We start from the raw sequence: 21,025 nt of genomic DNA on the forward strand, positions 1-21,025 counted from the left end.
ATGTCGACCAACGTCCGCTACATCCACGCCAGCCCCGAGCAGGTCTTCGACGTGCTCGCCGACGGCTGGCTGTTCCCCGTCTGGGTGGTGGGGGCCTCCCGCATGCGCGAGGTGGACGACCACTGGCCCGATGTGGGCAGCAAGCTCTTCCACTCCTTCGGGGTGTGGCCGGCGCTGATCGACGACGAGACCACCGTGCTCGAGTGGGATCCGCCGCGTCGCATGGTCATCCAGCCCGCCGGCTGGCCGATCGGCGAGGCCCGGGTGAGCGTCGAGGCGAAGCCCCGCGGCGAGGGCACCCTGGTGCGGCTGCGCGAGCAGGCCGTGCGGGGCCCCGGTTCGCTCGTGCCCTCAGCGGTGCTCGACGTGCCGCTCTACGTCCGCAACGTCGAGACCCTGCGCCGCCTCGCCTACATCGCCGAGAACCGGCCCGACAACCGCGCCACCGAGAGCCGCACCCGCACTCCGTGACCGGGGCCGGGTGGCCGGGGTGAACCGGTCGCGGCGGACTCAGAGCTCGTCGAAGTCCAGTTCCGCCACCGGCACGGCCCCGGTGGCGCCGGTCACCGGTCGCGACGGCTCGAGTTGCGCCGTGCGCAACCGGAGGTCGTCGACCACGGCGTCGTCCTCCAGCTCGTCCTGGTCGTCGTCGGGCTCCTTCTCCGACACCAGCTGACTCGCTGGCCCGATCAGGAACTCGGCTCGCCCGATCGACCCGTCGACGCGCCGGATGGGAATGTCGATGACGGCCGAATCGGACTGCTTGGCCAGCGCCCGGCCGTATTCGAGCAGCGCCTGGGCGATGGTGGTGCCCGTGAGCACCGATTCGCCGGAGTAGTGAATTCTGTCCATCCCACCAGTGAGTCGTGAAAGCGCGTCGCTGACAACCGGGTTGCCAGGGCCTCCGCAGGCGATTAGGCCTGCACGGCACCGCTTCTCTCGGGCCCTCGCTGCGGATCGGCGTGAAGAGCAGTCGGCGACCGCGACAGCAGGGGGCGGGGCAGCAGCCGATCGCTGCCCCGTCGGCCTCGGTGCACCGTCAGTGTGTGCACTCCGCGCCGCACCCGGAGCGCGAAGGCTCGCGGGTCGGCGAACGGCCGCATCGAGATGGTCATGCCGATCCGGCGGTCGAGACGGATGCCGGGCCGCCGGTAACGCCCGGTCGCCCCGGCGGCGGCGGCCGGCAACGCACCGAGGTGCACCGAGAGGTCGAGGTCGTCGTGCACGAGCGGGTCGTGGCGGTGAACCTCCGCCGAGACGGCCTGCCAGGCGTCTCGCCGCACCGCGCAGTTCGATCCGAAGAGGGGCGGATGGCCGAGCCCCGGCGAGGAGAAGGCCGTGTAGGCCGTCAGATACACGGCGGCCAACGACCGGCGGAGCAGCCTCGGACCGTCGCCGAAGTGGGCCCATCCCGACACCGCCACCAGGTGCGGACGCTCCTCGAACGCCCGCGCGATACCGGCCAGCCAGTCGGTGCGGGGGACGCAGTCGGCGTCCAGGCGCGCCACGAGGTCTCCGCGGGCCTCGTCGAAGCCGCGCGCCGAGGCGGCAGGGATGCCCTCCTCCGACTCGTCGACCACGAGGGCGCCCGCGGCCCGGGCGACCTCGGCGCTGTCGTCGCTCGAGCCGTTGTCGACCACCACGATCTCGAGCGGCCGTACGGTCTGCCGCGCGAGCGCGGCGAGGCACCGGCGGAGCCCATCGGCGTCGTCGCGCACCGGGATCACCACCGAGATCGTGGGCGGGATGCGGGTGGCCGGGGTGCGGGCGGGCGGGGCGGCCGGCGGGCGGGTCGACATCGGGGGTTCCTCTCAACGGGTTCGGTGCCGGGAACGGTACACCGGGCACCGAGCCGAGGCGCCCGGCTTGCCCGGAGGCGGACGACGTGCCACGACGGCTGACGCCGGGACCGGGCCGCACCGGCCGACAGGGCCCGGCGGATCGCGCAGGCTGCGAGTAGGGTCACGCCCATGAGCTCCGCACCGACCCCCGCGACGAGGCGATGACCGGTCTCATCGCGAAGGCGCGCTGGTTCGTGGAGGACTACGCCACCGCTGCGGGGCTTCAGCTCGGCGGAATGGCGTCGCGGGCCGATCCGGACGATTTCCAGACCGGTTCCGGGCGCCCGTGCATCATCATCCCCGGGGTGTACGAGACCTGGCACTTCATGCAGCCGGTGATCGAGGCGCTGCACTCCCGCGGGCATCCGGTGTTCGTACTGGAAGCTCTTCGGCACAACCGCCGTCCGGTGATCGACAGTGCGCGGCTGGTGGCCGACTTCGTGCGTGAGCACCGTCTCGACGACGTGTTCATCGCCGCCCACAGCAAGGGAGGACTGATCGGCAAGTACGCGATGCTCGAGCTCGATCCCGATCGCCGCCTGATGCGCATGGTCGCGATCGCCACCCCGTTCTCCGGCTCGCGCTACGCCGATTTCGCCTTCACCAGCACCCTCCGCGCCTTTCGCGCCGACGACCCGCTCACCGTGTTGCTGAACACCGAAGACCGGGTGAACGACCGCATCACCTCGGTGTTCGGGGAGTACGACCCGATCATCCCCGAGTCGAGTGTGCTGCCGGGGGCCGAGAACGTGCGCGTACGGGTGGGCGGTCATTTCCGGGTGCTGCGCCATCCCACCACGCTCGCCGTCACCGTCGAGGCGGCCGGCCGGCCGTGAGGCGGCCGCGTGGTGCGGTGGCCTCTACGCCCTCGGGCCGGCTTTGGCGACCCGCGTGCCGGGGTTCGCATGCGGGGGTTCGATGGGATGACGGCATCCCGATCACCCGGAGGAACCCATGATCATCCGCACCCGCCCCCTCAGCCACCGCCTGGCCGGCTTCGCCGCCGGCGCCTTGCTCGCCGCCGGAGCGGTGGTGGGCCTGGCCGGCTGCGACGCCGACGCGCAGACCCCGTACCCGGAGCGCACCAGCTCGGGCACCCCGGTGGCCCCCGACGACGACATCTCGCCCGCACCCGAGTCGTCGGAGCCCACTCCGCTGGAGTCGGAGTTCCCGACGCCGGTGCCGACCTCGGAAGATGACTCGGGCACCCTCGGCGGCTGATCCGCCGGGCGTCGTGCCTCACGCCTCGCGGGGTCTGTCGTCTCGGCCCGCCGGGCGTTCCGATCGGGCTCGCATCCTGCTCGGGTAGCATCGGTGCCGCCCGAACGGAAGGACCGCCGCATGCCCCGCGCCGACGACCGAGAGGCCGCCGGCGAGCGGTCTCGATCCATCGACGGCTTCCGGCTCCTCCCGCGCCGGAAGCTCCCGGTGATACCGCCGAAGGGCGAGCCCTGGGGCGGGCTCCTGCGCCCGGCCACCCTTCTCTGGCTCGGCATCGGCGCCGTGCTGATCACCGCCGTGGTGATCGGCGTCACCACCTCGCGGCCCACGGCGCCCACCACGCTCGACGGGGTGACGGCCGAGGCCACGAGCCAGGTCGACGGGCTCATCGCGACGCTGCCCGAGCCTCCGGCCGCGGTCGACGACCGCTCGACGGTGCAGCAGTGCGTCGACGGCAGTGACCGGCAGCAGTACTCCCTCGACCGCGTGCTCACTCCCGCCCCTGGCGTGGATCTGGCGGCGTGGGCGGCCGGACTGCCGGCCACCTACGAGGCCGAGGACTGGAACGCGGCCACCGAGGAGTTGCCCGACGGCGGCGGGACGAGCATCCGTCTGGTGGGGCTGAACCTGGTGCCCGTGCAGGTGCTGGTGGCCGACGGCGTGGTGACGGTGACGAGCGAGTCGCGGTGCACCGCACCCTGAGGGTGTGTGCCCGCGCCCCGGAGCCGGTTCAGGCCCCCGGGGAGTAGAACGCGACGATCGCGGCCGACAGCGCCACCAGGTCGTCGACGTGGGCGAGCTCCCGCGCCGAGTGCATCGACAGCAGCGGTGCGCCCACGTCGACGGTGCGGATGCCCAGGCGGGTCGCCGTGAGCGGCCCGATGGTGGAGCCGCAGGGCACCGTGTTGTTCGACACGAACTCCTGGTACGGCACACCGGCCTGCTCGCACGCCCGCTGCCAGAGCGCGGCGCCGTGCGCATCCGTCGTGTAGCGCTGGTTGGCGTTGATCTTCAGCAGCGGGCCGCGCCCGGCTACCGGCTGGTTCACCGGGTCGTGGCGCTCGGGGTAGTTCGGATGCACCGAGTGCCCGGCGTCGGAGGAGAGGCACCACGAACCGGCGAAGGCCCGTGCACGCTGCTCGGCGGTGGCGCCGAGGCCGTCCTGCACCCGGGTGAGCACATCGGCGAGAAACGGTCCGCTCGCGCCCGACCGCGACTCCGAGCCGAGCTCCTCGTGATCGAAGGCGGCGAAGACACGGATGGCGGGGGCCGGGTGGCCGGTCGCGTCGGCCGGTGCGCTCCCGTCGGCCGCATCGCCGGCCGGGGCCAGCAGCGCGGTCAACCCGGCGTGAACCGAGGTGAGGTTGTCGAGCCGGCCGGCCGCGAACAGCGCGTCGTCGAGCCCGAAGCGCGCGGGAGGCGCCGTGTCGGCGGTGAGGATGTCGTAGCCCGCCACGTCGTCCCCGCGCAGCCCGGCGCGCTCCGCCAGCAGCCCCACGAGGTCGGCGGTCGAGGCGTCACCCACGCCGAACACGGGGGCGGTGTGGCGCTGACGGTCGAGCGTGAGGCCGCTGTTCACCTCGCGGTCGAGGTGGATGGCCAGCTGCGGGATGCGCAGGAACGGGCCGGTGCGCACGAGCACCTCGCGGCCGTCGCGCGTGACCAGCCGGCCGGCCAGTTCGAGCTCGCGGTCGAGCCACGAGTTCAGCAGCGGACCGCCGTACACCTCCACACCGGCCTGCAGCCAGCCGTGCGAGCCGATCGTGGGGCGGGGCTTGAGCTTGAAGCCGGGGGAGTCGGTGTGGGCGCCGAGGATGCGGAACGGGCTGAGCGGCTCGGCAGCCGGGGGCACCACCCAGGCGATGATCGCGCCGTCACGCACCACGAAGCGCCGGCCGGGGCCCTGCGGCCACTCGTCGCCCTCGTCCAGCGCGCTGAAACCGGCCGCCGTGAGCCGCCGGGCGCTCTCCGCGGCGGCGTGGTACGACGTGGGGGAGGCCTGGATGAAGGCGGCGAAGTCGTCGATGTAGGTGCTGGTGTCGGCCATGCCTCCATCCAACCACCCGCGCCGAGCGGCGCTGCGCGGCGCTGCCCGGCGCGAGGCTGCCCGCGTTCCCGCACGGGCGGACTGCGCCGCTCAGCTGCCGGTGGAGGCGTCGAGCAGGCGTCGCTCCAGAGCCGGGTCGAGGCCGAGCGCCGGCCGGTCGGCCCGCTGCGGCGCGGCGCCGCCCAGCTCGCCGAGCCACGCCCAGGTGTCGGCGACGGTCGCCTCCAGCGGCCGCAGCACCAGACCGGCGCCGAGCGCCTTCGACACGTCGCTCCCGTGCAGCGAGTCGTGGTCGGCCCCCGCGGGGAGCCAGATCGGCAGCCCGGTCCACGGCTGCACGCCCCCGGCCAGCAGCATCGGCTCGGGCAGCCAGCACAGTCGTGCCGACGATCCGGTCACCGCCACGCACGCCTCCAGCAGCCCGCCCATCGTGTGCCGTCCCACCGGCGACACGGCGTCGAACGCCACGATCGCCCCCGGTGCATCGCGGTGCTCATCCGTCACCGCCTCCGGCAGGCCGAGCAGCCACCAGGCCAGGTCGCGCGCGTCGATGAACTGGATCCCCGTCGCCGGGTCGCCGGGCGCCAGCACCTCGCCGCCGCGGGCGATGCGCCCGAGCCACCACGGCAGCCTGCCCACGTTCTCCCACGGCCCGAGCACGAGTCCCGGCCGCACCACGATCCCGCGGTCGCCGAACGCCTCCTGCACCGCCCGCTCGCCGCCGGCCTTCATCCGGGCGTAGTCGAGCTGTTGCGCCGGCACGGCGCCGGGCTGCCGCGGGTCGCCGTCGTCGGCCGAGGACTCCACCACCGGATGCCGCTCCGTGGCGCCGGCGGGCACCGGGTCGGCGTACACCGACCGGCTCGACACCAGCAGGTATCGCTCGGCCCACGGTTCGAGCAGGCGGGCCGAGTCGCGCACCACCCAGGGCTCCCACGACCAGGTGTCGACCACGAGGTCGAAGCGCGAGTCGCGTTCGTCGCCCCCGGAGCCGGCACCCTGATGGCCCGCCGCGCGCAGGGCGTCGGCGAGTTCATCCGGAACCCGCCGATCGGCTCGCAACCACCGCACCCCCGCCGGCGCCCGATGCGTGCCGCGGTTCACCACCGTCACCTCGGCGCCCTGCGCCAGCGCCGCCTCGATCACGGCCCGCCCCACGAACTCCGACCCACCCAGCACGAGCACTCTCATGGTCCGATCCAACCGCTCGGGCGGCGTCGGCGCGAGCCGATCCGCTCGAAGCAGACGGTCGGCTTCGTCGGCTAACGTCGATCTCCGGATGCCGCCGGTCGATCGGCGCAGCAGAGGGGTGTGGAATGCGCAGGAGCGGTTCGGTCGTCGTGGGAACGGTGGCGCTGGCGGCGACCCTGGTGCTCGTGAGCGGATGCACGTCGAACCCCACGGGTGCTCTCTCGCGCCTCGCACACCTCGACCAGGGCACTCCGGTCGCCGCGCACATCGTGCCGCCGGTGGTTCCCGGGGTCGACGCCGACCTGGTCGACACCAGCGTGCGCCTGCTCGCCGAGCACGACGGCACGGCGTTCTGGGTGGGGGCGAGCACGAGCGACGAGGTGTGCTTCATCGCGGCTCCGGCTCCCGCCGACCTGCTGCAGACGGATGCGCCCGGGAACACGGACGCCACCGCGACGAACGGCGACGCGACTCCGGATGCGGCCGCCGACTCCGCGCCGGCCGGGGCGACTGCGTCGCCCACCCCCAGCCCCTCGCCCTCGAGTGCCGCCGACGCCGTCGCGGGAGTGGGCTTCGGGCCCCCCACCACGGATGTGCCCACCCTCCCCGTGCCGTCCCTCGCCATCACCGCGCCGGAGGCGGTGTGCCTGCCGTTCGAGTCGTTCGGGGCGCACGGCGCCATGCTCCGGCTCGGCACCGAGGGCACGAGGGTGTGGCTGCACACCGAGTACATGACGGTGAGCTCGGGCTGGGTACCGATCGCGCAGAACATCGCCGTGCAGGCCTGAGCACGTCGCAGGCCTGAGAACGTCGCGGGCCTGAGCGCTCGACGGCACTCAGGCCCGCGCGCCGGAGTCAGTGCCCCAGCACCGGGGCGTCATCCACAGCGGCCGCCCGCACATCCGTCGACGCCGCGTCGTGCGCCACGCCGACGGTGACCCCCTGACCCCGGCGGCGGAACAGCAGCGCCGCGATCACGGCACCCACCGTGAAGAACGACGCGCCCCACCAGTACGCCGTGGCGTAGCTGTGCACGGCCGCCTCGGCGGCCACGGCAGCGGTGGTGGGCAGGTTGTCGGCCAGGTAGGTGGCCGCGGCGGTGGCCGCCAGGGTGTTGAGAAGGGCCGTGCCGATCGAGCCGCCCACCTGCTGGCTGGTGTTCACCATGGCCGAGGCCACGCCCGCGAACTGGCGGTCGACCCCCAGCGTGGCGGTCTGGATCGACGCGGGCATGATGGTGCCCATCGCGAGGCCCATCAGCATCAGCGCCGGCATCACGTCGGCGGCGTACACCGCGTCGGTGCCGAGCCGGGTGAGCATCACCATCGCCACCGCCGCGAGCACCATGCCGATGGGTACCGTCACCTTCGGGCCGAACCGCGGCACGAAGATGTTGGTCGACAGCTGCGCGGCCAGCACGAGCATCACGATCATCGGCAGGAACGCCAGCCCGGTCTGGATGGGCGAGTAGCCGAGGATGAGCTGCAGGTAGTAGGTCACGAACAAGAACACGCCGAACATTCCGGCGCCGGCGATCAGCACCGAGCTGTAGGCGGCCCCGCGGTTGCGGTCGAGAACGATGGCGAGCGGCAGAAGCGGATGCGCCGCGCGGCGCTGCCAGAGCACGAACGCCACGAGCAGGACACCGCTGGCCGCGAGCATGCCCCAGGTGAGCGGGGAGTCCCAGTCGTTCGTCTCGGCGCTGGAGAAACCGTAGACGAGGGCGAACAGGGCGGCCGACACCAGCAGCGTGCCGGGCAGGTCGAGCTTGGGCCGCGGGCCCTCGCGGCGCGGCGACGGCACGAAGATCAGGGCGCCGACGATGGCCACCACGGCGATCACCACGTTGATGTAGAGGTTCCAGCGCCAACTGAAGCTCTCGGTCAGCACGCCGCCGAGCAGAAGGCCCACGGCCCCGCCGGCTCCGGCGATGGCTCCGAAGATGCCGAAGGCCCTGGCGCGCTCCTTCGGAATGGTGAAGGTGGTGGTGAGCACCGCGAGGGCGGTGGGGGCGAGCAGGGCACCGAACACGCCCTGCAGGGCGCGGGCCACGATCAGCAGGCCGAAGCTGTCGGCGGCGCCGCCCAGGGCACTGGCCAGGGCGAAGCCGATCAGGCCGATGATGAAGGCGCGCTTGCGACCGATGAGGTCGGAGAGCCGGCCCCCGAGCAGCAGCAGGCTGCCGAAGGCGAGGGAATAGGCGGTGACCACCCACTGGCGGTCGCCGTCGGAGAAGCCGAGGTCGGCCTGGGCGGAGGGCAGGGCGATGTTCACGACGGTCGCGTCGAGCACCACCATCAGCTGCGCGAGGGCCACCGTGGTGAGGGTGAGCCAGCGCCGCGACGAGAGCGGGGTGGCGGGGGAGGAATCAGGCATGGAAGGACTATATACGGAACTGGCTAGTTTCGGATACCATGAGTTCTGTAAACATCTCGTTACCGAATCGAAGGAGGAGCAGCGATGGCGCCGCTCGAGCCCTCAGTCACCGTCGACGCCCCCGCGCGCCCCGGCCGCCGCCGCGACCACTCGCGCGACCCCGAGATCCTCGACGCGGCGATCGAGGTGCTCGCCGAGGAGGGTTACGACGGCATGACCATGGAGATGGTGGCCAACCGTGCCCGTGCCGGTAAGGCGACGCTCTACCGCCGCTGGCCATCGAAGGGCGAGCTCGTGGTGGAGGCCGTGGCCTGCATGAAAAGCAAAGACCTCGCCCTCGACCGTCTGCCCGACACCGGCACCCTGCGCGGCGACCTGGTGGCGATGATCAAGCCGCGCACCCTCGAAGACGCGGAGCGCAAGATGCAGGTGATGGCCGGGCTGATGTCGGTTCTCTCGCGGAGCCCCGACCTGGCCCAGGCGATCGACGCCGCCATCGTGGCGCCCCGCGCCGAGGCCAACCGGCGGCTGCTGCAGCGCGCCATCGACCGCGGCGAGATCTCGCCCGACGTCGACATCGAGGCCATCGCACTGGTCGCCCCCGCGATGTCGTCCTACCGGCTGCTGCTCACGCAACGCCCCGTCGATCGCGACTACCTCCTGTCGATCATCGACAACGTGGTGCTCCCGGCCGTCGGCCTCCGCGCCTCCTAGCCCAGCGCTCATCCCGGTGCCGCTACGCGAGCATCGCCTCGCTGCGCTCCCAGAGCTCGCGGGCGAGCGCGGGGTCGTCGGCGCCGCGCTTGATCGAGGCCGGGGCGCGCTTGACGAAGTAGTCGCCGCTTTGCCAATCGACCCCGGGCGTTCCGGCCGCGAGCCACACGAGCGTCTCGGCGCCCTGCTCGGGCGTGCGGAGGAGACGTCGCAGCACTCCGGTGTACAGCATCCGGATGCCGCTGTTGGTCGATGAGGCGAAGCTCGTCGACACGGCGCCGGGGTGGAAGGCGGCTGCCGACACGCCCCGGTCGTGGAAGCGGCGGTGCAGCTCGCGGGTGAACAGCAGGTTCTCGAGCTTGGCGTTGCCGTACGCGCGTTCGGGCCGGTAGTGCTGCCGGCCGTCGAGGTCGCCGAGGTCGAGCGAGCCGTAGAGGTGGGCGAGGCTCGACGTGGCGATCACGCTCGCGCGACTTTCGATCAGCCTCGGCATCAGCAGGTTCGTGAGCAGGAACGGGGCGAGATGGTTGACCTGGAAGGTCTGCTCGTGGCCGTCGACCGTCTCGGTGCGCGGGCCCATGATGCCGCCCGCGTTGTTGGCCAGCACGTCGATGCGCGGGTAGCGCTCGAGCAGGGTGCCGGCGAGGGCGCGCACGTCGTCGAGCACCGAGAAGTCGGAGGTCAGCCACTCGGCGCCGATCGACTCGGCCACCGCGCGGGTCTTCTCGGGGGAGCGGCCCACCACCACGACGGTGTGGCGCCCGCTCAACGCCCTGGCGGCGGCGGCTCCGATGCCGTCGCTGGCTCCGGTGATCACGATCAGCTTGCCTGCCATCGGTTCGGCTCCGTCTCCTCGCGCCGGGGCCCGGTGGTTCGGGGCGGCTTTCGCACACTATCCCCGTCGTCGGGAGTCGGCACGGGAGCGCCGGTGCCGGCGCCGGTGCGGAGAACGTCGGTGTCGGTGCGGAGAACCTCGGTGTCGGCGCCCGGGGTTAGCCTGATCGAGACCTGAGGAGGCCCGATGATCGTCGCCGGCGACCACGTTCTCTACAGCGCCACCGACCTCACGGCCGCGGCGGTGTGCGAGTTCGCCCTCGTGCGCCGGCTCGACGTGAAGCTCGGCCGCAGCGCCCCGGTGGCCGAGGCGGCCGACGAGATGCTCGAGCGCACCGCCCGGCTCGGCGACGCGCACGAGCTGCGCACGCTCGAGGCCTTCCGCGACCGGTTCGGGCCCTTCGACGGCACTCGGCCGAGCGGGGTCGCCGAGATCCCGCGGCCCGAGCGCTCCACCCCCGAGGCGCTGCTGGCCCATCAGCAGCTCACCCTCGAGGCCCTGCGGGCGGGCGCCGACGTGGTGTTCCAGGCCACCTTCTTCGACGGGCGGTTCCTCGGCTTCGCCGACTTCCTGGTGAAGGTGCCGGCGAGCGAGCCGCCGCGCTACGAGGTGTACGACACCAAGTTGGCCCGCCGCGCCAAGATCACCGCGCTGCTGCAGCTCGCCGCCTACGCCGATCAGCTCGAGCGGCTCGGCGTCCCGGTGGGCGACGAGGTGCACCTGCTGCTCGGCGACGGCTCGCGGTCCACCCATCTGCTGCGCGACATCCTGCCCGTGTACCTCGATCGGCGGCAGCGTCTCGAGGTGCTGTTCGACGAACGGATGCACGACACGGCGGTCCAGTGGGGAGACCCTCGCTATACCATCTGCGGCCGCTGCGAGGTGTGCGCTCCCGAGGTCGACGCGCACCGCGACCTGCTGCAGGTGGCGGCCATCCGGGTGACGCAGCGGGCCCGGCTGCTCGCGGCCGGCATCGACACCATCGACGAGCTCGCCCACTCCGAGGGCCCCGTCGACGGCCTCGCCCCATCGAGCCTGGAGGCGCTCCGCGACCAGGCCCGCATGCAGGTCGACGGCCGGGCCGGGCTCGCCTACCGGGTCTTCGACACCGCCGCGCTCGACGGGTTGCCGCGGCCCGATCCGGCCGACATCTTCTTCGACTTCGAGGGAGATCCGCTCTACACCGAGGGCGGCGGGCCCGACTGGGGGCTCGACTACCTGTTCGGGCTCATCGAGCACCACCCGACCATCCCGGAGGAGACGGTGTTCCTGCCCTTCTGGGCGCACTCCTACGCCGAGGAGAAGCGGGCGCTCCAGGCCTTCCTCGACCACGTCACCGAGCGCCTGCGCGAGCATCCCGGTCTGCACGTCTACCACTACGCCAACTACGAACGAGCCCACCTGCAGATGCTCTGCGCCCGCCACGGCGTGGGGGAGCAGCAGCTCGACGACCTGCTGCGCCGCAACGTGCTCGTCGACCTGTACCCCGTGGTGAAGAAGAGCGTGCGGGTGAGCTCGCGCTCCTACAGCCTGAAGAAGCTCGAGCCGCTCTACATGGGCGAGCTGCTGCGCCAGAGCGAGGTCACGAACGGCGCCGACTCCATCACCGCCTACGTGCGGTACGCCGCCCTGCGCGACGCCGGCCGAACGGATGCGGCAGCCGCCCGCGCCGCCACGGCCCAGCTCGCCGAGATCGCCGACTACAACGAGTACGACTGCCTCTCCACCCTGCGCCTGCGTGACTGGCTGCTGGAGCGGGGTGCCGAGAACGGCGCCGGCCCGCTCGCGCCCGGCCGGGCGGCGGCCCTGGCCGCCGAGGCGGAGTTCGACGCGGCAGCGGCGGCCGAGGCCTCGGCCACCTTCGACTTCGAGCAGAGCACGCTGCACGGCGAGCTGCTCGCCCACGTCGAGGCACTCGGAACGGCCTCCGGCGCCGTGTCGGGCGCGGTGCCCGTCTCCGGTGCGCCGACGGCCGCGCCGGGCGACCCCGCGCATCCGGAGCCCGCCCGGCCCGAGCGCACGCCCGACCAGCTCGCCGTGGCGGTGGCGGCGGCGGCCATCGACTACCACCGCCGCGAAGACAAGTCGTTCTGGTGGGAGCACTACAACCGCCTCGAGCAACCGCTGGACGACTGGGCCGACACCCGAGACGTGCTCACGGTCGAGGCGGCCGTTCTCGAGCGCCCCTGGTTCCGCAACCCCGGGCAGAAGGCCGACCGGCGCCACGTGCGCCTGCGCGGCACGCCGGCGCCTGGCAGCAAGCTCGAGGTGGGCGCGAACGGGCGGTTCTTCGTCTACGACCCGCCGCATCCGTGGCCCGCCCCGCGCACCCGCCCCGGCGACCGCGTGGCGCACGCCCGCACCACGCTCATCGAGGTGCGCGAGCTGCCGAACGGCATCACCCAGTACGTCTTCGAAGAGGCCCTGCCCATGGCGGGGCAACCCTACGACGCGCTGCCCGTCGCGGTCACGCCCTCCGCGCCGCCCAAGACCGCCGCCCTGCAGTCGGCCATCGCCGAGTGGGGGCAGCAGCTGGCCGACGTGCTGCCGGTGTTCCCGGCCGATGCCGCCGTCGACATCCTGCGCCGTCGTTCGCCGCGCCGTCGCGACGGTCTCGCCCTGGAGGGCGTGCAGCCGGGGTCGCGCGGGGTGATCGACGCCATCCGCGAGTCACTGCTCGCCCTCGACGACTCCTACCTCGCGGTGCAGGGCCCGCCCGGCACCGGCAAGACCTACACCGGCGCACGGGTGGTGGCCGACCTGGTGCGCGAGCACGGCTGGCGGGTGGGCGTGGTGGCCCAGTCGCACGCCGTGGTCGAGAACATGCTCGCCGCGATCGTGGGCGCCGGGGTCGACCGGAGCCAGGTGGGCAAGGTGAGCGAGGCGACGGATGCGCCTTTCACCGCGCTCGGCAAGAACGGCCTGCGCCGCTTCCTCGACCGGGCCGAGGCCGGCGGCGTCGGTGCCGTGGTGGGCGGCACCGCGTGGGACTTCTCGAACGTCACCCGGGTGGGCCGTCGAGAGCTCGACCTGCTCGTGGTCGACGAGGCCGGCCAGTACTCGCTGGCCAACACCATCGCGGTGAGCGTGTCTGCCCGCAACCTGCTGCTGCTCGGAGACCCGCAGCAGCTCCCGCAGGTGACGCAGGGCACGCATCCGGAGCCGGTCGACGCCTCGGCGCTGGGCTGGCTCACCGAGGGGCACGACGTGCTGCCGCCGTCGTTGGGGTACTTCCTGGGGGTGAGCTGGCGCATGCATCCGGAGGTGTGCGCGCCCGTCAGCGAGCTGTCGTACGAGGGTGAGCTGCACTCCGAGCCCACCGCCACGACGGCGCGGTCGCTCGAAGGGATGCGGCCTGGGCTGCACCGTCATCCGGTGCTGCACCACGGCAACTCCACCTCGTCGCCGGAGGAGGCCGAGCGCGTGGTGGCGCTGGTGCGCGACGTGGTGGCGCGGCGCTGGTTCGACCCGGCGGAGGAGGGCGAACCCGGCGCCGCCGGCGGCGCGCGCGGCCGTGCGGTGCTGCCGTCCGACGTGATCGTGGTGGCGCCCTACAACGCGCAGGTCGAGTTGCTCCGGGCGCACCTCACCGCGGCCGGCTTCGCCGACACCTCGGTCGGCACGGTCGACACGTTCCAGGGCCGCGAGGCACCCGTGGCCATCGTCTCGCTGGCGGCGTCGTCGGCCACCGACGTGCCGCGCGGGATCGGCTTCCTGCTCATGAAGAACCGCCTGAACGTGGCGATCTCCCGGGCGAAGTGGGCGGCCCATCTGGTGTACTCGCCGGCGCTCACGGAGCACCTCCCGGCGAACCCGTCGGAGCTGGCCACGGTCTCGGCGTTCCTGCGCCTCACCCGAGCCCGCCACTCACCCGACGGCGCATCCTGAGCCAGGCGCACGGCCGGGCCAACAGCCGTGCTACTCCAGCAGCTCCCACGACCCGCCGACGCGGCGCGTGAGCTGCCAGGCGATCGGCTCCACCGACACGCGCGACCCGTCGACGCCCTGCTCGGCGATGAGGTAGGCGGCCTGGTCGTCGTCGGCCGTGAAGCGCACGATCACGCGCGGCGAGCCGGCGACCACCGTCACGTCCGACGCCTCGACCGTCGTGAAGTCGGCGATGGCCTGCGTGAGCGTGGGCAGAACCTCCTCGGGGCGCACCCCGAGCTCGAGGGTTCCGACGATCATCGTGACGCGGTACGAAGGCATGGCACCAGCGTAGGGGAGGGCTACGGTGAACAGATGCAGCACGTCTGGTTCGAGGCCGTCGGCGAGGCGTCGGTGCCGGCCGCAACGGCGTTCGCCCGGGTGGTTCCGCGCGACGACAGCACGCTCTTCCACCGCTACCTGGTGCTGCCGGGCGTCACCGCCGTCTCCGACGCGACCGGCCCCTGGACGGCACCCGGCCGCACGCGCACCGTGCACCTGTCCGACGGCAGCCGCTTCCGCGAGCACCTCGACGTGTACGAACCACCCGCGGCTCCGGATGCGGTCGGCCGCTTCGACTACACCGTCACCAATTACACCAAGACCCTCGCCCACCTGGTCTCCGAAGCCGAGGCGCACTGGCGCTTCGAGCCCGCCGGGGCCGCGGGGGAGCGCTCACGCATCCGCTGGCGCTACGGCTTCCGCCCCCTCCCCGCACGCCGCTTCGTGGTCGAACACCTCATCGGCCCCGTCTGGCGCCGCTCCATGGCCCGCAGCATGACCGTCTGCGTGGCCGCCGCCGACGGCACCGACGGCTACGCCGCCCCGACACCCCCGCCCCGCCCGTGACCCCGCGCCCCCACCCCATGACCCCGCGCCCCCACCCTGTACACCGTGCCGGAGCGCCTGCCGCACGGAAACCGGGTGCCGACCGTCTCCTGCGCTCGGCTCCCGATCCGCGTGCGCGAACCGCCCCCGCCACCCACCCCGCGGCCGCCCGCCCGCTACGGGCGGCAACCCCATGAGCACCGTGCTGCTCACCGGATCCCGCGCGCCGGCCACCCTCGACCTCGCGCGGCACTTCGCCGCATCCGGGGCCACCGTCGTCACGGCCGACAGCCAGCCCGCCATCGCCTCCGCCTCGAACGCCGTGTCGAAGGCCTACCGGGTGCCCTCGCCGCGCTTCAGCCCGGTGGCGTTCGTCGACGCCGTCGCCGGCATCGCGCGCCGCCACGCGGTGGACCTCGTGGTTCCCACCTGCGAGGAGATCTTCTGGCTGGCGGCCGGAGTCGACTCGCGGCCGGGCCCATCCGGGTGGGGACCGCTCGACTCGGTGCTCTTCGCACCCCCGATCGACGTGCTGCGCCGCCTGCACGACAAGGCCGAGTTCCGGCTGCTGCTCGCCGAGCTCGGGGTGCCGCACCCGTCGACCGAGGTCATCGACTCGCGCATCGTGTGGCGTCGGATGTCGCGCGACACCTCCCGCCGCACCCGCCGCGTCGTGCTGAAGCCGGCCTTCTCCCGGTTCGGAACCCGCACCCGCATCGTGGACCCCGGCGATCCGCTGCCCGAGCCCGAGCGCATAACGCCCGAGCAGCGCTGGCTGGTGCAGGAACACATCGAGGGTGAGGAGTTCTGCACCTACGCCGTGGCGGTCGAGGGCCGGCTCACGGCGTTCGCGGCCTACCGTCCGGTGTGGCGGGCGGGTCGAGGTGCATCGGTGGGAGCAGGCGTGGCCTTCGAGCGCCTCGATCCCTCCCGCCCCGAGGTCGTCGCGGCCCACGCCATCGCGGCCCGCTTGGCCGGAGCGCTCGGACTCACCGGCCAGTTCGGTCTCGACCTCATGCACCGCCCCTCGACTCCCGCCACCCCCGTCATCGTGCTCGAGTGCAACCCGCGCGCCACGAGCGGCATCCATCTCTTCGCTCCGGCAGACGGTCTCGCCGCCGCCTTCCGCGGCCGGCCTCCCGCGCCGCGTGATGCCCCGGATGGCGCCGACCCCCGCGTGACCCGTGCTGCTGCGCCGTCGGGGCCCGTCGTCGCACCCTCGAGATCGGGTGCGCGCCTCGGAGTGCCGCACCTGCTCTACGCCGGTCCCGCCATCCGCTCGGCCACCACGGCCCGCCGTTTCGTCGGCCAGCTGCGAAGCCCGGATGCCCTCCGCCCACCCTCCGACCGCCTCCCCGTCACCGCGCTGCTCCGTGCGCTCAGCGTGCAGGCAGCCGAGGCCCGCGCTGCGCACACCGACCTCCTGGCCGCATCGACGCTCGACCTCGAATGGAACGGCGAGCACTTCCCCGAGCCCGCCCGGCGGTCTCGGCCCGCCCGCGACCCGCTCTGGGCGGCCCGCTTCGTCGAGGCCGTGGCCCTGGAGGGCGGCCCCACCGCCATCGCCGCCAACACCGGGTGCCGCCTCGACACCGTCACCGTCGGCGACCACTCGCTCCCCGTGACGGTCTCCACCTCCACCTCCACCCCGCGCCAGGAGGCCGCTCGCAGCTACGTGGTGTCGCCGCTCACGCACTACGTGCACTACGCCCGCGAGGAGCTCGTGGAGCTGCCGTCGATGCCGGTCCGTCGCGCGGCGGGCGGGCTGCTGCGGGTGCTCGAGGTCGTGCTCCGGGCCGGTCGCGTCGACGACGTGGTCATCGTGGGCAACTCCCTCGTGTCGACGAATCTGCTGCCCGAGCTCGATGAGGCCGCCGTGGCCGACGTGACGGCCCGCCTCACTGCCGCGCATCCGGATGCCGCGGTGGCCTGGCGCAGCGTGCACGGCCGCGGAACCACGCTGCCCGACGTTCTGCGCCGCGCCGGTTACCGATTGCTGCCCTCGCGCAGCGTGCTCTTCGCCCCCACCCGAGGCGACGAATGGATGACGCTCCGCGACGTGCGCCGCGACCGAGGTCTCTTCGAGACCTCGGGCCACCGTGCGCAACCGGCGCCCGTCGACCCCGTCACCGGCATGTCCAGCCCCGCCATCCGGCAGCGCATCGCCGACCTCTACGGCCTGCTCTACCTGGGCAAGTACTCGCGCCTGAACCCGGCGTACACGGCGGCCTTCGTGGGCGCGGCCCAGCGCAGCGGTTTCCTGCGGTTCACGCTGCTGACACGACCGGGCCGCCCCAGCACCGTGCTGCACCGCACCGCCGCGCCACCGGTCACGCCCGCCGACATCGTCGGCGTGATCGGCACCTCGACCGCGCACGGTCTGCTCGCCGCGCCCGTGTTCGGGTACGACACCACCCTCCCGGTGGAGGAGGGGCTGTACCGGATGCTCAGCTGGCTCGTCGCGCGCCAGGCCCACGAGGAGGGCGTCGACCTGCACGCCTCGAGCGGCGTGGCCGACTTCAAACGCAATCGCGGCGCCGAACGGGAGCTCGAGTACCTCGCGGTGTACACGCGACACCTGCCGTGGCGTCGGCGGATGGCGTGGTCGATGCTGCAGGCCGTTCTGGAGCGCATCGCCATGCCCTTGGTGGAGCGCCATACGCTGTAGGTGCAAACGCATGCTGTTCGTGCGCTCTGGTTGCGTGAGCATGGGGCAGGTAGGCATGAGGGGTGAGTTCAGCCCATTCCGATGCCGCCGCCCTGCTGGGTACCCGCATCCGGGAGGAGCGGCAGCGCTTCGCGATCAATCAGATGGAGCTCGCCGACCTGGCAGGACTGCATTTCACCAACCTCGGCAAGATCGAGCGAGGCCAGGCCAACCCGTCGCTGCACACGATCCTGCGCATCGCGGGTGCCCTCAACCTCGACCCCGCCGTGCTGCTCCAGGGCATGACTCCCGACATGCTGCCCGACCGCCCGCACAAGGTGACGGTGGCCGACCTCATCCGTGCGCGCGAGAACGGCGGCACGGCGTAGCCGGAGGCCCGCTGCTCCGCTACCCCACCGGCGCCCCTCAGAAGCTCACCCGCCACAGGTATTCGTCGCCGTTCGGCCTGAACCAGCGCACGATGAGCACACCGCTCAACGTCAACTGATCTCCACGTAGGGTGAGCTGCACCTGCTGCCCGGGCACGAGCAGCAACGGCGGGCTGGCGCGCATGACGCCGCCGCCGAGCAGGCTGAACGACAGGCCGCGGAGCGGCTCGTCTCCGGCATTGGTGAGGCGGTAGCGGTGAGGCGCATCGCGGCGGTCGAGGCGGAGCGGTACGCGGTAGGCGACTGATTCGGTTTCGTATGGGGATGTGTGACTGCTTGCCATGAACCGATCTCACCGCCCCCCACCGACCACCACCCCCCACCCGGGCGAGCGCACCCCGATTGTGCACAACTCCGCCGGTTGCACAACCGTACGCCGCAGAAGACGCCGAAGGTCTGCACGCCGGTGCCGACCTCGACCGTCAGCCCCCCGACGTGTCGGCCGCGTACCGCTTGAGCGCCTCGTCGATCGCGCCGTCGAACACCAGCCGCCCCTTGTCCAGGTACAGGCCCCGCGTGCAGAACCGCCGCAGATCACGCTCGTTGTGCGACACGAAGAACAGGGTGCGCCCGCCCTCCAGCAGCTCCTCGATGCGCCGATAGCACTTCTCCCGGAACCCCTTGTCGCCCACGGCGAGCACCTCGTCGACCAGGATGATCGGCTCCTCCAGCTGCGCGATCACCGAGAACGCGATCCGCACCCGCATGCCGCTCGAGAGGTGCTTGTACGGGGTGTCGAGGAAGTCGCCGATCTCGGCGAACTCGATGATCGAGTCGAACCGCGCATCGACCTCCTTCCGCGTCATCCCGTGCAGCCCGGCGGTGAGGTACACGTTGTCGCGCACCGACAGGTCGTCGACGAACCCGCCGGTGATCTCGATCAGCGGGGCCACGCCCTCGAACACCCCCACCGCTCCCTCGTCGGGGAGCACCACCTCGGCGACGAGCTTCAGCAGGGTCGACTTGCCCTGGCCGTTACGACCGATCACGCCGATGGCCTCGCCCCGGGTGACGGTGAAGCTCACGTCGCGCAGCGCCCAGAACTCGTCGGGCCGCGACCGCCGCCGCCGGCCGGCAAACAGGTCTTTGAAACTGCGGCGCGCACGCCGGTTGCGCTTGAACCGGATGCCGGCACCCTGAACCGAGATCACGTCGGGCTCCGTCGGGCCCACCTCGAGCGCGGTCATCAGATCTCCTTCAGAACGGCGCGCTCCGACCGGCGGAAGACGACGAGACCGATTCCGAGCAACGCGAACGACATCAGCGCCCCGACACCCACCTGGTACCAGTCGAGCTGATCCGAGAAGAAGCCGGCCCGGTACAGCGAGAAGATGCCGCTGAGCGGGTTGAAGGCCGCCCAGCCCTGAAGGGGCTCTGGCAGGTCGTGGGTGCCGTAGATGATGGGCGAGGCGTAGAACAGGAAGCGCAGCGCGAGCTTCACGGCCCGCTCGAGGTCGCGGAAGAACACCACGAGCGGGGCCACGATCAACGCCACCCCCACGGTCAAGACGCCTTGCAGCACGATCGCGAGCGGGAAGTACACCAGGTCGAGATTCACCGCGGCTCCGGCGGCGATGGCGAAGAAGGCCAGAACCGGGATGCTCGCGACGAACTCGATGCCCTTCGACAGCACGAGGCGGTTCACCCAGATGGTGCGCGGGATCTTCGTCGACCGGATGAGCTTGGCCTCCCGCAGGAACGCCCGCGTGGAGTCGGAGACCGCGCCGTTGAACCACATCCACGGCAGCAGCGCCGTGAGCAGGAAGACGATGTAGGGCTCGGTGCCCACCGGCCGCTGGAACACCTGCGTGAACACGAACCAGTAGATGCCCGCCATCACGAGCGGGTCGAGGATCGACCAGACGTAGCCGAGCGCCGAGGTGGAGTAGCGCACCCGCAGATCACGCCGGGTCAGCAACCACAGCGAATGCCGGTAACGCGACCATCCGCCACTGGATCGAGCCAGCGGCAGCCCAGTCGCTGCGCTCACGTGCGGTGCCCTTTCGTCGCCTCAGGGGCAAGCCTACCGACTAGCTCAGCGCCAGCTTCATCCTCGCGAGCCCGCCCACGACTGCACGACCCACGATTTCGGCGTCGAAGACGCCGACATCTCAGACGTACAGGTTGGCGCGTTCGAGGTCTTCCGCGAAGTCGACCTCCACGGCGTACAGGTCGGAGATGTCGATCGGCTCGACGAGAACGCCGTCTTTCGCGATGGCCAGCTCGAGACCGCGCTCGAAGTAGTCCTGGTCGTTCACGCGCTGGAGGTGACGCACGAACGCCGCCTTGTCACGGGAGGAGATGTAGTTGATGCCCACGGCCTCACCGAGCCCGCCCACCACGGTCTTCGACAGCTCGTCGATGTAGCCCTCGGCTGTGGTGGTGTATTTCACCTCTTCGTCGGAGACCTTCGCGGTGTTGACGGTGACGAACGACTGGTCGCGCGCCATCAACGGCAGCGTGCGGTCGAGCACGCTCGGGTCGAACACGACGTCGCCGTTCATCCAGAGCACGCCACCCGAACCCGACGCCTGGAGCGCGCGGAGCAGGCTCTTGGAGGTGTTCGTCTGGTCGTACTCCTCGTTGTAGACGAAGGAGGCCTCGGGGAATGCCTCGATGATGTGCTCGAGCTTGTACCCCACCACCACGGTCACCCGGGCGGCGGCACCGAAGGTGTGACGGATGTTGTCGAACTGCTGGCCCATGATGGTGCGGCCGTCGCTGAGTTCGGTGAGCGGTTTCGGAAGCGAGCGGCCGAGACGGCTGCCCATCCCGGCGGCGAGAATGACGACCTGCGTGGTCATGATTCCTCCTCTGTCGATGGGTTCGTGTCGATGGCTTCGCCCAGTTGTCAGGCCCGGTTCACCTCGATGTCATTGAATAGACACGCCTTTATGCCTTTGTTCAGCGTACTATGACCCCTTTTCGGGGCAACAGCGAGAGCGTGTA

General features: G+C 72.0%; 21 protein-coding genes. 10 read left to right on the forward strand and 11 right to left on the reverse strand.

All coding sequences use genetic code 11. The features are described 5' to 3' along the window. Nucleotides 1-471, forward strand: coding sequence for an SRPBCC family protein (locus ACEXOR_RS13240; RefSeq protein ID WP_374850138.1), 471 nt, complete (start codon nucleotides 1-3; stop codon nucleotides 469-471). A 39-nt stretch (nucleotides 472-510) separates the two neighbouring features. Here ACEXOR_RS13240 and ACEXOR_RS13245 read toward each other — a convergent pair whose 3' ends face one another. Continuing rightward, entirely contained in the window at nucleotides 511-852 is a 342-nt protein-coding gene (locus ACEXOR_RS13245; RefSeq protein ID WP_374850139.1) for a hypothetical protein, read from the reverse strand. 62 nt (nucleotides 853-914) lie between these two features. Beyond that, a complete protein-coding gene (locus ACEXOR_RS13250; RefSeq protein WP_374850140.1) occupies nucleotides 915-1,799 on the reverse strand; it encodes a glycosyltransferase family 2 protein in 885 nt (294 codons plus the stop codon). Between the two features lie 203 nt (nucleotides 1,800-2,002). Here ACEXOR_RS13250 and ACEXOR_RS13255 point away from each other — a divergent pair, with 203 nt between their 5' ends. From ACEXOR_RS13255 to ACEXOR_RS13265, 3 genes are all read left to right on the forward strand, one after another. After that, nucleotides 2,003-2,677 (forward strand): esterase/lipase family protein, encoded by a 675-nt coding sequence (locus tag ACEXOR_RS13255; RefSeq protein ID WP_374850141.1) that lies wholly within the window; start codon nucleotides 2,003-2,005, stop codon nucleotides 2,675-2,677. Nucleotides 2,678-2,795: 118 nt separating this feature from the next. Further along, nucleotides 2,796-3,062, forward strand: a complete 267-nt coding sequence (locus tag ACEXOR_RS13260) for a hypothetical protein (RefSeq protein ID WP_374850142.1) — start codon at nucleotides 2,796-2,798, stop codon at nucleotides 3,060-3,062. A 120-nt stretch (nucleotides 3,063-3,182) separates the two neighbouring features. Beyond that, entirely contained in the window at nucleotides 3,183-3,764 is a 582-nt protein-coding gene (locus ACEXOR_RS13265) for a hypothetical protein (RefSeq protein ID WP_374850143.1), read from the forward strand. Between the two features lie 28 nt (nucleotides 3,765-3,792). Here ACEXOR_RS13265 and ACEXOR_RS13270 read toward each other — a convergent pair whose 3' ends face one another. Both ACEXOR_RS13270 and ACEXOR_RS13275 read right to left on the reverse strand, forming a co-directional pair. Then, on the reverse strand, nucleotides 3,793-5,109 hold the full coding sequence (locus tag ACEXOR_RS13270) for a M18 family aminopeptidase (RefSeq protein WP_374850144.1): 1,317 nt from the start codon (nucleotides 5,107-5,109) through the stop codon (nucleotides 3,793-3,795). Between the two features lie 90 nt (nucleotides 5,110-5,199). Then, nucleotides 5,200-6,300: an NAD-dependent epimerase/dehydratase family protein gene (locus tag ACEXOR_RS13275; RefSeq protein ID WP_374850145.1), complete on the reverse strand. Its 1,101-nt coding sequence runs from the start codon at nucleotides 6,298-6,300 to the stop codon at nucleotides 5,200-5,202. 125 nt (nucleotides 6,301-6,425) lie between these two features. Here ACEXOR_RS13275 and ACEXOR_RS13280 point away from each other — a divergent pair, with 125 nt between their 5' ends. Beyond that, on the forward strand, nucleotides 6,426-7,088 hold the full coding sequence (locus ACEXOR_RS13280) for a hypothetical protein (protein WP_374850146.1): 663 nt from the start codon (nucleotides 6,426-6,428) through the stop codon (nucleotides 7,086-7,088). A 67-nt stretch (nucleotides 7,089-7,155) separates the two neighbouring features. Here the strand turns inward: ACEXOR_RS13280 and ACEXOR_RS13285 are convergent, their stop codons facing one another. Next, nucleotides 7,156-8,676 carry an MFS transporter gene (locus ACEXOR_RS13285; protein ID WP_374850147.1) on the reverse strand — a complete coding sequence of 507 codons (1,521 nt, stop codon included), beginning with the start codon at nucleotides 8,674-8,676 and terminating at the stop codon, nucleotides 7,156-7,158. 84 nt (nucleotides 8,677-8,760) lie between these two features. Between ACEXOR_RS13285 and ACEXOR_RS13290 the strand changes: the two genes are divergently transcribed. After that, the gene (locus ACEXOR_RS13290; protein WP_374850148.1) at nucleotides 8,761-9,390 is read left to right on the forward strand and encodes a TetR/AcrR family transcriptional regulator; all 630 of its coding nucleotides are present in this window, start codon (nucleotides 8,761-8,763) and stop codon (nucleotides 9,388-9,390) included. 22 nt (nucleotides 9,391-9,412) lie between these two features. Here the strand turns inward: ACEXOR_RS13290 and ACEXOR_RS13295 are convergent, their stop codons facing one another. After that, nucleotides 9,413-10,225, reverse strand: coding sequence for an SDR family NAD(P)-dependent oxidoreductase (locus ACEXOR_RS13295; RefSeq protein ID WP_374850149.1), 813 nt, complete (start codon nucleotides 10,223-10,225; stop codon nucleotides 9,413-9,415). Nucleotides 10,226-10,411: 186 nt separating this feature from the next. On the opposite strand from ACEXOR_RS13295, the gene ACEXOR_RS13300 reads away from it, so the two are divergent. Beyond that, complete coding sequence (locus tag ACEXOR_RS13300) at nucleotides 10,412-14,113, forward strand: TM0106 family RecB-like putative nuclease (RefSeq protein WP_374850150.1); 3,702 nt, start codon at nucleotides 10,412-10,414, stop codon at nucleotides 14,111-14,113. Nucleotides 14,114-14,143: 30 nt separating this feature from the next. Here the strand turns inward: ACEXOR_RS13300 and ACEXOR_RS13305 are convergent, their stop codons facing one another. Next, entirely contained in the window at nucleotides 14,144-14,434 is a 291-nt protein-coding gene (locus ACEXOR_RS13305; protein WP_374850151.1) for a hypothetical protein, read from the reverse strand. Nucleotides 14,435-14,467: 33 nt separating this feature from the next. On the opposite strand from ACEXOR_RS13305, the gene ACEXOR_RS13310 reads away from it, so the two are divergent. The 3 genes from ACEXOR_RS13310 (at nucleotide 14,468) to ACEXOR_RS13320 (ending at nucleotide 18,016) form a co-directional block, all read left to right on the forward strand. After that, nucleotides 14,468-15,001, forward strand: a complete 534-nt coding sequence (locus ACEXOR_RS13310) for an SRPBCC family protein (RefSeq protein ID WP_374850152.1) — start codon at nucleotides 14,468-14,470, stop codon at nucleotides 14,999-15,001. A 172-nt stretch (nucleotides 15,002-15,173) separates the two neighbouring features. Beyond that, nucleotides 15,174-17,648: an ATP-grasp domain-containing protein gene (locus ACEXOR_RS13315; RefSeq protein ID WP_374850153.1), complete on the forward strand. Its 2,475-nt coding sequence runs from the start codon at nucleotides 15,174-15,176 to the stop codon at nucleotides 17,646-17,648. A gap of 62 nt (nucleotides 17,649-17,710) precedes the next feature. Further along, entirely contained in the window at nucleotides 17,711-18,016 is a 306-nt protein-coding gene (locus ACEXOR_RS13320; protein WP_374850154.1) for a helix-turn-helix domain-containing protein, read from the forward strand. Between the two features lie 37 nt (nucleotides 18,017-18,053). Here the strand turns inward: ACEXOR_RS13320 and ACEXOR_RS13325 are convergent, their stop codons facing one another. The 4 genes from ACEXOR_RS13325 to ACEXOR_RS13340 form a co-directional block, all read right to left on the reverse strand. Then, complete coding sequence (locus ACEXOR_RS13325) at nucleotides 18,054-18,359, reverse strand: hypothetical protein (protein WP_374850155.1); 306 nt, start codon at nucleotides 18,357-18,359, stop codon at nucleotides 18,054-18,056. Nucleotides 18,360-18,498: 139 nt separating this feature from the next. Then, entirely contained in the window at nucleotides 18,499-19,263 is a 765-nt protein-coding gene (locus ACEXOR_RS13330) for an ABC transporter ATP-binding protein (RefSeq protein ID WP_374850156.1), read from the reverse strand. Then, the gene (locus ACEXOR_RS13335) at nucleotides 19,263-20,066 is read right to left on the reverse strand and encodes an ABC transporter permease (protein ID WP_374850157.1); all 804 of its coding nucleotides are present in this window, start codon (nucleotides 20,064-20,066) and stop codon (nucleotides 19,263-19,265) included. The genes ACEXOR_RS13330 and ACEXOR_RS13335 overlap by 1 nt, the downstream gene beginning before the upstream one ends. A gap of 121 nt (nucleotides 20,067-20,187) precedes the next feature. Beyond that, nucleotides 20,188-20,880, reverse strand: coding sequence for a phosphocholine cytidylyltransferase family protein (locus tag ACEXOR_RS13340; protein ID WP_374850158.1), 693 nt, complete (start codon nucleotides 20,878-20,880; stop codon nucleotides 20,188-20,190). Between the last annotated feature and the right edge of the window lie 145 nt (nucleotides 20,881-21,025).

Source organism: Herbiconiux liangxiaofengii, assembly GCF_041927335.1.
Taxonomy (GTDB): domain Bacteria; phylum Actinomycetota; class Actinomycetes; order Actinomycetales; family Microbacteriaceae; genus Herbiconiux; species Herbiconiux liangxiaofengii.